Source organism: Pantoea sp. Fr-CA_6 (genome assembly GCF_024520895.1).
In the GTDB taxonomy this organism is placed as follows: Bacteria; Pseudomonadota; Gammaproteobacteria; order Enterobacterales; family Enterobacteriaceae; genus Pantoea; species Pantoea agglomerans.
Genome location: NZ_JALNPO010000019.1, coordinates 1 through 13,173 on the forward strand (window position 1 = coordinate 1; position 13,173 = coordinate 13,173).

Consider the following 13,173-nt stretch of genomic DNA (forward strand, 5'->3'; position numbering starts at 1 on the left):
CTGAACAGAATGAGTCTGCCAGGAGAGCCCGCAGGACGCGGGCGAAAGGCGGGGCGGCACAGGATGTGCCATCCCCGCCGGTCCGTCAGGCAGAGGAATGAAGTGAAGGAACCGCGCAGCGGCGCGAGGACCGCCAGCCCCTGCGCGGCACCAGACTGCGTTATCACCTGTCGCTTAACTGACTGGCATCAGAGCCGGGGCTCCACTTTTTATCAGGCAGACTTAACGAGTCAGATCATCAAAGAATTTTTTCACGCCGTCGAAAAAGCTCTTTGAGCGTGGGCTGTTATGCTCGCCGCTCGGGCCGCCAAAACTCTCTTCCAGTTCACGCAACAGCGCTTTCTGTTTCTCATTCAGGCTGACCGGTGTTTCCACCACGACACGACACAGCAGATCGCCGACCGCGCCGCCACGCACAGATTTCACGCCACGTCCGCGCATGCGGAACAGCTTGCCGGTCTGAGTTTCTGACGGCACTTTCAGCTTCACGCGACCATCCAGGGTCGGTACTTCAATCTCACCGCCCAGCGCTGCCATCGCAAAGTTGATCGGCACTTCACAGTAAAGATTGTTCTCTTCACGCTCGAAGATCGGGTGTTTCTTCACCGAGACCTGAACGTAGAGATCGCCTGCTGGTGCGCCCTGCTCGCCCGCTTCGCCTTCGCCGCTCAGACGAATGCGATCGCCGGTGTCGACCCCTGCCGGGATTTTCACTGACAGCGTTTTCGACTTCTCAACGCGGCCATGACCATGACAGGCGTTGCACGGATCTTTGATCACCGAGCCGCGACCATGACAGGTCGGACAGGCCTGCTGAACGGTGAAGAAGCCCTGGCGCATCTGCACCTGGCCTGCACCGTGACAGGTTGAACAGGTTTGTGGCTGCGTTCCCGCTTTCGCGCCGCTGCCGTGGCAGACATCACACTCTTCCAGCGTTGGAATGCGGATCTCTTTGGTCACGCCGCGTACCGCTTCTTCCAGCGACAGCTCCATGTTGTAGCGTAAATCGGCGCCACGGGAGGCGCGCTGACGGCGTCCACCACCAAAGATGTCACCGAACACGTCGCCAAAGATATCGCTGAAGTCTGCGCCGCCACCACCAAAGCCGCCGCCGCCGTATCCACCGCCACCCATACCGCCCTGTTCAAAGGCTGCATGACCATATTGATCGTAGGCCGCACGCTTCTGCGCATCGGTCAGGATTTCGTACGCTTCCTTGACCTCTTTGAATTTGGCTTCGGCTTCTTTGTCACCGGGATTACGGTCCGGGTGAAATTTCATTGCCAGGCGTTTGTAAGCCTTTTTGATTTCACGCTCGTCCGCGGATTTGGCGACGCCTAAAATCTCGTAGTAATCACTCTTCGCCATGTTTATTTAGCCCTTAACATGATCGCACGGGCGTGGAGAGATCTCCTACGCCCGTGCTGGTTTCAACGGCTGTCAGGCCAACCGTCGCGCCCGGTCAGGGGCAATTATTTCTTGTTGTCTTTCACTTCTTCGAATTCAGCATCGACAACGTCGTCATCTTTCTTCGCTGACGCGTCACCGGCATCCGCTGCTCCCGCCTGAGACTGCTGGGCTGCTTCCATCAGTTTGCCGGACACTTCCATCAGCGCCTGCATTTTGGCGTCGATTTCCGCTTTGTCTTCGCCTCTCAGCGCAGTTTCCAGCGCGGCCAGAGCGGCTTCGATTGGCGCTTTGTCATCAGCTGACAGTTTGTCGCCCGCTTCTTCCAGCTGCTTACGCGTGCTGTGGGCAATCTGATCGCCCTGGTTACGCGTCTGTACCAGCTCTTCGAACTTGCGGTCAGATTCAGCGTTCGCTTCCGCATCACGCACCATTTTCTGGATCTCTTCATCGCTCAGACCTGAAGAGGCTTTGATGGTGATTTTCTGCTCTTTACCGCTGTTCTTATCTTTCGCCGACACGTGCAGGATACCATCCGCATCGATGTCGAAGGTCACTTCGATCTGCGGCAGACCGCGTGGCGCGTTCTGGATACCGTCGAGGTTGAACTGGCCCAGTGACTTGTTGTCATTGGCGCGCTTACGCTCACCCTGCAGCACGTGAATGGTCACGGCTGACTGGTTATCTTCAGCAGTCGAGAAGACCTGGCTGTGCTTGGTTGGGATAGTGGTGTTCTTGCTGATCAGCGAAGTCATCACACCACCCATGGTTTCGATACCCAGTGACAGCGGGGTAACGTCCAGCAGCAGCACGTCTTTCACGTCGCCACCCAGTACACCACCCTGAACTGCAGCACCGACCGCGACCGCTTCATCCGGGTTCACGTCTTTACGTGGCTCTTTACCGAAGAACTCAGTCACTTTGGCCTGAACCAGTGGCATACGAGTCTGACCACCCACCAGGATAACGTCGTTGATGTCTGAAACAGACAGTCCGGCGTCCTGCAGCGCAACTTTCAGTGGCGCGATTGAGCGAGCAACCAGATCTTCAACCAGTGACTCCAGTTTAGAGCGGGTCACTTTGATGTTCAGGTGTTTAGGACCGGTCGCATCTGCCGTGATGTATGGCAGGTTAACGTCGGTCTGCTGTGCAGAAGAAAGTTCGATTTTCGCTTTCTCTGCCGCTTCTTTCAGACGCTGCATCGCCAGTGGATCGTTGTGCAGATCGATGCCCTGGTCTTTCTTGAATTCAGCAACCAGATAGTTAATCAGGCGGCTATCGAAGTCTTCACCACCCAGGTGGGTATCACCGTTGGTCGCCAGAACTTCAAAGGTTTTTTCGCCGTCAACTTCGTCGATCTCAATGATTGAGATATCGAAGGTACCGCCACCCAGGTCATAAACCGCGATGGTGCGGTTACCCTGGCCTTTATCCAGACCGTATGCCAGTGCAGCAGCAGTCGGTTCGTTAATGATACGTTTGACTTCCAGACCTGCGATACGGCCGGCGTCTTTGGTCGCCTGACGCTGCGCATCGTTGAAGTAAGCCGGTACGGTAATAACCGCTTCAGTCACTGGCTCACCGAGGTAATCTTCGGCGGTCTTTTTCATTTTCTTCAGCACTTCAGCAGAGATCTGCGGTGGTGCCATTCGCTGACCTTTCACTTCCAGCCATGCGTCGCCGTTGTCAGCGCCGGTAATTTTGTACGGCATGATTTTAATATCACGCTGTACTTCTTCGTCCTGGAAGCGACGACCGATCAGACGCTTAATTGCGAACAGGGTATTCTGCGGGTTGGTCACTGCCTGACGTTTAGCCGGTTGACCGACCAGAATTTCGCCATCCTGTGTATACGCAATAATTGAAGGCGTGGTGCGATCGCCCTCGGCATTTTCCAGCACGCGTGCTTTAGTGCCATCCATGATCGCAACACAAGAGTTGGTTGTACCCAGGTCAATACCAATAATCTTACCCATCTAAACATCTCCCACTTAAATTCGTTGCCAATTTGGGTTGTGAACCTTTTATGTGGGCGGGTTGTTTGCATTCAACTGCCAGCACATGCTTTTTTTCCAACGTTCACAACGCTCGATGACAAGTAAATGGGGCCGCTTCGATGCGCATCAAGGGCTAAACCAAAAAAAAATTTTTACCTTTGGCCCTGTCGGGATCAAAGAACGCTGCCACAACGCTGAATATGATGCGTCGCCTTGCTCCCCTCAGGGAGCAGGACGAAATCCGTTTATTACATCAACGATCATTTTACTGCCGAGGAACTATGGCAAATTCAACGCTGGCTAACCCTGCCCCGCTGGGATTAATGGGATTTGGCATGACGACCATTTTGCTGAACCTGCACAACACGGGTCTGTTTGCTATGGACGTGGCGATTTTAGCCATGGGCATTTTTTATGGCGGGATTGCGCAGGTGCTGGCCGGTCTGCTGGAGTTTAAAAAGAACAACACTTTCGGGCTGACCGCCTTTACCTCTTACGGCATGTTCTGGTTAAGCTTTGTGGCGATCCTGCTGTTACCTGAAATGGGACTGGCAAAAGTGCCAGACGAACGTTTCCTGGGGGCCTGGCTGGCACTGTGGGGCATTTTCACGCTGTTTATGTTCGTCGGTACGCTGAAAGGTGCGCGGATGCTGCAGTTTGTTTTCGGCTCGCTCACGCTGCTGTTTCTGCTGCTGGCCGTGGCTCATCTTATGCACCTGCCGGCGCTGGTGGTCTCCGCGGGCTGGGTCGGGATACTCTGTGGTGCCAGCGCCTGCTATCTGGCGATGGGTGAAGTGCTGAACGAAACCTTTGGCCGCACCATTCTGCCGATTGGCGCGAAACCACTCTAAGCCTGCCTTTACGCATAAAAAAGACGCGGAGCCTGGCTCCGCGTCCCCGCATTACAAAGAGTTAATCCCCTGCTGCAGGCCAGGCTCGTGGCTGACATCACGCCGCAGCCAGATCCCCGTCAACAATCCCACCAGCGCCAGCGCCATCACATACCAGCAGGGTGCCATCTCTGAGACGTTCATCAGCAGCGACACAAAGATCGGTGTCAGCCCGCCAAAGATCGCATAGGAGAGGTTGTAGGAAAATGAGAGTCCGGTAAAACGCACTTCTGCCGGAAAGGCGCGCACCATCACAAAGGGCACCACGCCGACGATACCGACGCTGAGACCCGCCACGCCATAAAGCAGGAAGAGCTGCTGTGGATAGAGGGCGGTCAGGTGATAAAACTGCCAGCTACAGATCGCCAGCAGCAGGCTGCCGACACACAGCGTACGACTGGCACCAAAGCGATCGGCCGCGAGTCCGGCAATAATGCAGCCAATGCAGAGCATCACGGTGGCGATGCTGTTGGCCTGCAGGGTCAGCGCGGGCGCGATGCCCTGCTGTTTTTGCAGCCAGACCGGCGACATCAGGATCACCACCACGATGCAGGCGGAGAGCAGCCAGGTCAGCAGCATAGAGATGACAATCGACTTTTTATGCTCTGCCAGCACGGTCTTCAGCGGCAGAGTTTCAACCAGCGCTTTACGCTGCTGCATCTCGATAAACACTGGCGTCTCATGCAGCCAGCGACGCAGGTACATCGCGATCAGCCCGAACACGCCGCCGAGGAAGAACGGGATGCGCCAGCCGCCATCATGGATCGCCTGCTGCGACATTGAGGTATTGATCAGCGTGGCCACCAGCGACCCCAGTAAAATGCCGATAGTCAGCCCGGCCGTCAGCGTGCCGCAGGCGATGCCGATACGTTTATAGGGCACGTGTTCCGCGACAAACACCCAGGCGCCCGGCACTTCACCGCCAATCGCCGCGCCCTGTAACATCCGCATCAGCAGCATCAGCAGTGGCGCAGCAATACCAATCGTCTGCCAGGTGGGTAAAGCGCCCATCATCAGGGTCGGCAGCGCCATCAGCAGAATGCTCAGGCTGAACATCTTTTTGCGCCCGAGCTTATCGCCAAAATGCGCCATCACGATGCCGCCCAGCGGACGAGCCAGATAGCCTGCGGCAAAAATGGCAAACGTCTGCAACTGACGCAGCCATTCCGGGATATCCGAAGGGAAAAAGAGTTCGCCAATCACGGTGGCGAAGAAGACGAAGATGATGAAGTCGTAGAATTCCAGCGCGCCGCCCAGCGCGGCCAGCGCCAGGGTCTTGTAATCCTTACCGGTCAGACGCTGAGTGTGAGTCGGATTCATAATATTCCAGAGGCAAAAGAGATAAGGTTGTAAAGATCTTATTACTATACCGTCAATTTTTTGCCACACCAGCAAGGCTATAGCTTATGCCTGAAATGGGGAATATTTAGTTATTTATCTCACGTATCGCGCTTTTAGGCCGAAATGCTGCTACTACGCTGGAATGCGTTTCGACGTAAGGCCCTTCCAGCAACTGTAAACAATAAGGTACAGATGCAAAGATGCCGTGAACTTTTACGTTGCCCTGCTCATCCTTCAGCCCTTCCAGCGTCTCTTTGATCGACTTCGGCTGACCAGGCAGATTGAGGATCAGCGATTGCTTGCGGATCACCCCGACCTGACGCGACAGAATCGCGGTCGGTACGAACTGCAGGCTGATCTGGCGCATCTGCTCACCAAAACCAGGCATTTCACGATCGGCAACGGCTAAGGTGGCATCGGGCGTGACATCGCGTCGGGCCGGACCGGTGCCGCCAGTGGTTAACACCAGATGGCAAAAACGTTCATCGACCAGTTCGCAAATCGCCTGCTCAATCATCGGCTGCTCGTCGGGCACCAGTCGGGACTCAATCTCAAACGGGCTGCTGATTGCGCTGCCGAGCCAGCTCTCCAGCGCGGGAATACCCTGATCCTGATAAATGCCGTTCGCGGCGCGATCGGAGACCGAGATCAGGCCAATGCGTAATGTATTCATGATTAGCTTCGCTGTGATTTACCGCGGTGCGGTTGGAGTAAAAGGGGAATAGCCGAGAGGATAATATAAAGTGAAAGGGTCGGAAAAGGGAAAACCGTGGCAGCCTGCGCCGCCACGGTCAACAGATTACAGCAGTTCTGCCAGCATCTTCTCAAGTTTGCCCTGATCAACGGCAAAATTGCGGATACCTTCTGCCAGCTTCGCAACCGCCATAGGATCCTGGTTGTGCTGCCACAGGAACTCAGACTCGGTCATGCGGGCCGGACGCGCTTTCACTTCGCCGCTGTAGCTCAGTTTACGCTCCAGGGTGCCTTCGCTCTCAGCCAGCTCTTTCAGTAGCGCAGGAGAAATGGTCAGACGGTCACAGCCAGCCAGCTCGATGATTTCGCCGACGTTACGGAAGCTGGCGCCCATCACCACGGTTTCATAGCCGTGCTGCTTGTAGTAGTTGTAGATTTCAGAAACTGAAACCACGCCTGGATCTTCGTGCGCGGCATACTCTTTCTTGTCGGTGTTGGCTTTGTACCAGTCGAGGATACGGCCAACAAACGGAGAGATCAGGAACACGCCCGCTTCAGCACAGGCACGCGCCTGAGCAAAGGAGAACAGCAGCGTCAGGTTACAGTTGATACCCTCTTTTTCCAGCTGCTCTGCAGCACGGATGCCCTGCCAGGTAGAGGCCAGTTTGATCAGGATGCGGTCGTTGCTGATACCGGCATCATTGTAGAGTTTGATCAGGCTGCGGGCTTTGGCGATGCTGCCTTCAGTGTCGTAAGAGAGACGCGCATCCACTTCCGTCGAGATGCGGCCTGGGATCAGTTTGAGAATTTCCAGACCAATGTTCACGGCCAGCTTGTCAGAAACCAGCTGCAGCTGCTCTTCTTTGTTGCTGCTCTGCTCACGCGCCCAGCCGATCGCTTCATCGATCAGTTTACGGTATTCAGGAATTTGCGCGGCGTTGAGAATCAGAGAAGGGTTGGTGGTGGCGTCTTGTGGCTGATACAGCTTCATGGCTGCAATATCACCGGTGTCGGCGACGACGGTGGTGAGCTGACGCAGGGAGGTAAGTTTGTCCGTCATGTTCTTTTCTCTTAGTTAACTGTCAGTGTGAAAAAAGGCTGTTGCGATAATATCACGCGGCAACGGTGGCGCAAGGTCAGGGAATGCCGTTTACGATAGCGCGAACAAATAGGTGTGATTCGTCATTCTTTGCGGCTTTTTTGGTACACTGCGAAGCCTGATAAGCAGCCAATGCCCTGTTAAACCAGGCATTAACCGAGGAAGCAACTATGTTGATGGTGATCTCTCCCGCCAAGACGCTGGATTATGAAAGCCCGCTGGCGACAACGCGTTTCACCCAGCCTGCGCTGTTAGAAAAGTCACAACAGCTGATTGAAATTGCGCGCGAGCTGTCACCCGCCAGCATCGCCTCGTTAATGGGCATCAGCGATAAACTGGCGCACCTCAATGCCGAGCGCTTCAACAGCTGGCAGCCCGATTTTTCCCCTAAGAATGCCCGTCAGGCGATCCTGGCGTTCAAAGGTGATGTCTACACCGGTTTACAGGCAGAGACCTTCAGCGATCAGGATTTCGATTTTGCTCAGCAGCACCTGCGTATGTTATCAGGCCTGTATGGCGTGCTGCGTCCACTCGATTTAATGCAGCCTTACCGTCTGGAGATGGGCATTCGCCTGGCGAATCCGGCGGGCAAAGATCTCTACACCTTCTGGGGCGATCTCATCACTGAAACGCTGAATGCTGCGCTGGCGGAACAGGGTGATGAGGTGCTGATCAACCTCGCCTCGGACGAATATTTCCGGGCCGTTAAGCCGAAGACGCTGCAGGCAAAGATGATTAAGCCGGTGTTCCTCGACGAAAAGAATGGCAGTTACAAAGTGATTAGCTTCTATGCCAAAAAGGCGCGTGGATTAATGAGTCGCTATGTGATTCAGCAGCGCCTGACGAAGCCGGAACAGCTAAAGGCGTTTGATCTGGATGGCTATCGTTTTGATGCAGCCAGCAGCAGCGAGAGCGAGCTGGTCTTTAAGCGCGCAGAGCAGTAACACCCCGCGCCCTCTGCTTTCCACAAACAGGCTTCCCGCAACCGGGAAGCCTTTCACAGGTTTACTTCAGCAGAAACGCCCGCAGCGAGGCGAAATCACCCTTCATCTGATGCGACAGCAGCGGCAGGTCGGCGCGCTCCGCTAACTCCGGCGGCAGCGTCAGGGTCTGTTCAAGGATCGCTTCCACACTTTCGCGGAATTTCGCCGGATGCGCGGTTCCCAGGAACACACCATACTCCCCTTCCTGCAGCTGATCGCGCAACAGACGCCAGGCAATGGCGGCATGCGGCTCGGAAATGTAGCCCATCTCAGCCAGTTCACGCATGGCGGCGCGCGTGGTCTCATCCGAGACCGCACCACAGGCCAGATCGGTTAAGCGCCAGGTTTTACGGCGGAACAGCTCTTCCACACGCGGCCAGTTATTAGGCTGGCTGACATCCATGGCATTCGACAGCGTAGAGACCGTCTGGTTTGGCTGCCACTCGCCGTTGCCCAGAAAGCGCGGCACCGTGTCGTTGGCGTTGGTGGCGGCGATAAAACGTTTGATCGGCAGGCCCAGCGATTTCGCCAGCAGACCGGCGGTCAAATCACCAAAGTTGCCGCTCGGCACTGACACCACCAGCTGATTACGTTTTTCCTGAGGCAGCTGTGCAACCGCTTCAAAGTAGTAGCAGATCTGCGCCAGCAGGCGGCTGATGTTGATGGAGTTAGCCGAGTTCAGGCCAATCGCGCGCTTCAGCTCTTCGTCATCAAACGCCTGTTTCACCAGCGACTGGCAGGCATCAAAATCGCCGTCGATAGAGATGGTTTCGATGTTGCCGCCCAGAGTACAGAAGAGTTTCTCCTGCAGCGGACTGATTTTGCCCTGCGGATAGAGGATCACCACGCGCACGTTCTTCATGCCGTAAAAGGCGTGCGCCACGGCCGCGCCGGTATCACCGGAGGTGGCGGTGAGAATGGTGATCTGCTCATCTGAGCCTGAAAAATACGACAGCATCTGCGCCATAAAACGGCCGCCGAAATCTTTAAACGCCAGCGTCGGGCCGTGGAACAGCTCCAGACAGGCGATATCTTCGCTGACGGCTTTCACCGGGGCCGGAAAAGCAAAAGCGGCTTTAACACGCTCATGCAGCTGCTGGGCCGGAATCTCGTCACCAATGAAAGCCGAGAGAATTTTGCTGCTGCGGCTGACAAAATCCATCTCCAGCATCGCGTCGATGTCGGTCAGTTCAAACTCCGGCAGTTCCAGCGGAAAGAACAGACCCTGCTGCGAACCCAGACCCTGTTTCACCGCCTGGGCGAAGCTGACCTGCTCGTTGTGATCCTTAAGATTGTAGAGTTTCATGCGTTATCCCAATTGTCGTGCGCCAGCCGTGTCGAGACGGCAGATATGGACGAAGCCTTCATCATTCTGCAGATAGTGCTGGCTCAGCCAGTCAGCCATCCGCTGTGCCGTTTCCATCTGATTGCAAACGGCGAAAAGTGTCGGACCAGAGCCTGAGATACCGCACGCCAGTGCGCCAATATCTTTCGCGGCCTGCCGCGCCTCGGTGAAGCCTGGCAGCAGCCGGGTCCGGTAAGGTTCGGCAATCACATCCTGCATAAGTTTAGCTGCCAGCTGCGGCTGACGCGTGTGGCAGGCGTGAATGAAGCCAGCCAGCAAGCGGCCATGCCTGATGCAGTCCTCTTTGCGGTACTGCGCCGGTAAAATGGCGCGCGCTTCTGCGGTTGAGACTTTAATGCCCGGATAGGCCATCACCCACAGCCAGTCATCAAAGCCCGGCACCGCCTGGCTGATAATGTCATTCTCCTGCAGCATCAGCTGAATGCCGCCGAGGAAGCAGGGGGCGACATTATCATAGTGCACGCTGCCCGAGATTCGCCCTTCCAGCTCGCCCATCAGGGTCAGTAACGTACTGTCGTTGAGAGGCTTGCCGCAAAACTCGTTCATCGCCATTAAACCGGCCACCACCGAGCAGGCGCTGGAACCCAGCCCGGAGCCGATGGGCATGTTCTTCTCCAGCGTCATCGCCACCGGGATCGCTTTGCCGATTTCCTGGCAGAAACGCTGCCAGCACTGGTAAACAATATTCTCTTTCGGATCGGTGGGCAGCTTACTGACAAAACGTCCGGCGTTGGTCAGTGAAAACTGCTCTGCCGCTTCCACGGAGACGCAGTCACCCAGCAGGGAGCCATCTACCGGCGAAACCGCCGCGCCCAGCACATCGAAGCCGACGCTGACGTTACCAATCGAGGCCGGTGCGTAAATTTTTACCATGATTAAACTCCCAACTTCCATGACAGTGTCCGCAGCAGGTCGGCAAAGACACCGGCCGCTGTGACATCATTTCCTGCACCGTATCCGCGCAGCACCAGCGGAATCGGTTGATAGTAGCGGCTGTAAAACGCCAGCGCATTCTCGCCGTTTTTCACCTTATAGAGTGGATCGTTGCCGTCAACGGCGTCGATCTTCACTTTGCAGATGCCGCCCTCTTCAATCACGCCAACATAGCGCAATACTTTGCCCTCATCCTGCGCCTGCGCAACCCGGGCGGCAAAAGCGTTATCCAGCTCAGGCAGACGCTGCATAAACTGCTCAATGTCCTGGATTTCGGTCAGGCTGGCGGGCAGCAGCGGCTCAATCTCAATGTCGCTCAGCTCCAGCTGATGACCCGCTTCACGGGCCAGGATCAGCAGCTTACGCGCCACATCGGTGCCGGAGAGGTCGTCACGCGGATCGGGCTCGGTAAAGCCCATCTCACGCGCCATCGTTGTCGCCTGCGACAGTGACATTCCGTCATCCAGCTGGCCGAAAATGTAGGACAGCGAGCCAGAGAGGATACCGGAGAAGCGCAGCAGCTCATCACCGGCGTTCATCAGGTTCTGCAGGTTTTCGATCACCGGCAGTCCGGCGCCGACGTTGGTATCATAGAGGAATTTACGCCGCGATTTGGCAGCGGCGGCGCGCATCTGCTGATAGTAATTCCAGGAGGAGGTGTTGGCCTTTTTGTTTGGCGTCACCACATGGAAACCTTCGCTGAGAAAGTCAGCATACTGATCGGCGACCGCCTGGCTGGAAGTACAATCCACAATCACCGGATTGAGCAGGTGATACTCTTTAACCAGACGGGTAAGACGACCGAGATTGAACGGCTCTTTCGCTTCGCCTAATGCCGCCTGCCAGTTGCTTAAATCGATGCCGTGGACGTGGGTTAACAGCGCACGGGAGTTAGCGATGCCGCAGACGCGCAGGTCGATATGCTTTTTCTTCAGCCACGCCTGCTGGCGATGTAACTGATCCAGCAGCGCGCCGCCGACGCCGCCGACGCCGACCACAAACACTTCGATTACCTGATCGGTGGCGAACAGCATCTGATGCACCACGCGAACCCCGGTGATCACTTCATCATTGTTCACCACCACCGAGATTGAACGCTCGGAGGAGCCCTGAGCAATCGCCACGATATTGATATTGGCGCGCGCCAGCGCCGAGAAGAATTTGGCTGAAATGCCGCGCAGCGTGCGCATGCCATCGCCCACCACCGAAATCACCGCCAGGTTTTCAATGATATCCAGCGGATCCAGCAGGCCATCTTTCAGCTCCAGGTAGAACTCCTCCTCCAGCACCTGACGCGCCCGCGCCAGCTCGCTCTGCGGCACGCAGAAACTGATGCTGTATTCGGAAGAGGATTGGGTGATCAGCACTACAGAGATGCCGGTGCGCGACATCGCCGCAAAGACTCTGGCCGCCATCCCGACCATCCCTTTCATGCCAGGACCGGAGACGTTGACCATCGCCATATTATTCAGGTTGGTGATGCCTTTTACCGGGTTCTCATCCTGTTCGCCTTCTGCTCCAATCAGGGTGCCGGGTGCCTGCGGATTGGCCGTGTTTTTGATCAGGCAGGGGATCTGGAACTGGGCAATGGGCGCGATGGTGCGGGGATGCAGCACTTTGGCGCCGAAATAGGAGAGCTCCATCGCCTCCTGATAGGACATCGACTTCAGCAGGCGCGCATCCGGCACCTGACGCGGATCGCAGGTATAGACGCCATCCACATCAGTCCAGATTTCACAGCAGTCGGCGCGCAGACAGGCGGCCAGCACAGCGGCTGAATAGTCAGAACCGTTACGGCCCAGTACGACCAGCTCGCCTCGCTCGTTACCAGCCGTGAAGCCTGCCATCAGGATCATGTTCTGCGGCGGAATCTGACTCGCTTCAATGCGGCGAGTTGATTCGGCGATATCAACAGTGGATTCAAGGTAGTGGCCGACCGCCAGCAATTTCTCCACCGGATCGATCACGCTGACCTCATGGCCGCGCGCCTGCAGCAGCGTTTCCATGATCGCAATCGAGAGTTTTTCACCGCGGCAGATAATCGCCGCGTTGACGCTGTCCGGGCACTGTCCCAGCAGGCTGATACCGTGCAGAACCTGCTTCAGCTGCGCAAACTCCAGGTCAACGCGGGTTTTCAGTCGATCGTACTCAAAGCCCGGCTGCGCGTCAGCCAGTCCCTGCAACAGCTCGCTGAAGATGCGTTCGGCGTCGCTGATATTCGGCAAAGCATCCTGACCACTGATGGTTTTTTCAATCATCGCCACCAGATGGTTAGTGATCTTTGCTGGCGCAGAGAGCACGGTTGCAACCTGTCCTTGTTGCGCATTACTTTCCAGAATGTCAGCGACGCGAAGAAACCGCTCCGCATTCGCTACCGAGGTCCCGCCGAATTTCAGCACTCGCATAATATAAACTCTCCTGAATTTAAGCCGAAAAAAAAGCCCGCACTGTTTAGGTGCGGGCT

At 56.1% G+C, this 13,173-nt stretch carries 10 protein-coding genes and 1 other annotated feature (1 of these 11 only partly in view); of the genes, 2 read left to right on the forward strand and 8 right to left on the reverse strand.

Translation table 11 applies throughout. The annotated features are described in order from the left end of the window. Positions 1-222: 222 nt before the first annotated feature. Both dnaJ and dnaK read right to left on the reverse strand, forming a co-directional pair. A complete protein-coding gene (dnaJ, locus tag NR201_RS21190; RefSeq protein WP_010253699.1) occupies positions 223-1,368 on the reverse strand; it encodes a molecular chaperone DnaJ in 1,146 nt (381 codons plus the stop codon). A gap of 104 nt (positions 1,369-1,472) precedes the next feature. Then, positions 1,473-3,383: a molecular chaperone DnaK gene (gene dnaK, locus NR201_RS21195; protein WP_010253698.1), complete on the reverse strand. Its 1,911-nt coding sequence runs from the start codon at positions 3,381-3,383 to the stop codon at positions 1,473-1,475. Between the two features lie 302 nt (positions 3,384-3,685). On the opposite strand from dnaK, the gene satP reads away from it, so the two are divergent. Beyond that, a complete protein-coding gene (gene satP / locus NR201_RS21200) occupies positions 3,686-4,255 on the forward strand; it encodes an acetate uptake transporter (RefSeq protein ID WP_256850139.1) in 570 nt (189 codons plus the stop codon). A 51-nt stretch (positions 4,256-4,306) separates the two neighbouring features. On the opposite strand, the gene NR201_RS21205 is transcribed toward satP, so the two are convergent. The 3 genes from NR201_RS21205 to tal form a co-directional block, all read right to left on the reverse strand. Then, positions 4,307-5,614 (reverse strand): MFS transporter, encoded by a 1,308-nt coding sequence (locus NR201_RS21205; protein WP_256850140.1) that lies wholly within the window; start codon positions 5,612-5,614, stop codon positions 4,307-4,309. A 106-nt stretch (positions 5,615-5,720) separates the two neighbouring features. After that, positions 5,721-6,308, reverse strand: a complete 588-nt coding sequence (mog, locus tag NR201_RS21210) for a molybdopterin adenylyltransferase (protein WP_010253692.1) — start codon at positions 6,306-6,308, stop codon at positions 5,721-5,723. Between the two features lie 126 nt (positions 6,309-6,434). Continuing rightward, positions 6,435-7,388, reverse strand: a complete 954-nt coding sequence (tal, locus tag NR201_RS21215; RefSeq protein WP_013356716.1) for a transaldolase — start codon at positions 7,386-7,388, stop codon at positions 6,435-6,437. 209 nt (positions 7,389-7,597) lie between these two features. Here tal and yaaA point away from each other — a divergent pair, with 209 nt between their 5' ends. Further along, on the forward strand, positions 7,598-8,371 hold the full coding sequence (gene yaaA / locus NR201_RS21220) for a peroxide stress protein YaaA (RefSeq protein WP_050680513.1): 774 nt from the start codon (positions 7,598-7,600) through the stop codon (positions 8,369-8,371). Positions 8,372-8,432: 61 nt separating this feature from the next. Here yaaA and thrC read toward each other — a convergent pair whose 3' ends face one another. Genes thrC through thrA form a run of 3 tightly spaced genes read right to left on the reverse strand, consistent with a single transcriptional unit; the run spans position 8,433 to position 13,114 of the window. Further along, a complete protein-coding gene (thrC, locus tag NR201_RS21225) occupies positions 8,433-9,716 on the reverse strand; it encodes a threonine synthase (RefSeq protein WP_033756508.1) in 1,284 nt (427 codons plus the stop codon). A 3-nt stretch (positions 9,717-9,719) separates the two neighbouring features. Further along, complete coding sequence (thrB, locus tag NR201_RS21230) at positions 9,720-10,649, reverse strand: homoserine kinase (RefSeq protein ID WP_256850141.1); 930 nt, start codon at positions 10,647-10,649, stop codon at positions 9,720-9,722. 2 nt (positions 10,650-10,651) lie between these two features. Next, positions 10,652-13,114 carry a bifunctional aspartate kinase/homoserine dehydrogenase I gene (gene thrA / locus NR201_RS21235; RefSeq protein WP_061703622.1) on the reverse strand — a complete coding sequence of 821 codons (2,463 nt, stop codon included), beginning with the start codon at positions 13,112-13,114 and terminating at the stop codon, positions 10,652-10,654. Positions 13,115-13,140: 26 nt separating this feature from the next. Beyond that, positions 13,141-13,173: a sequence feature (Thr leader region), on the reverse strand; it runs 86 nt beyond the window's last position.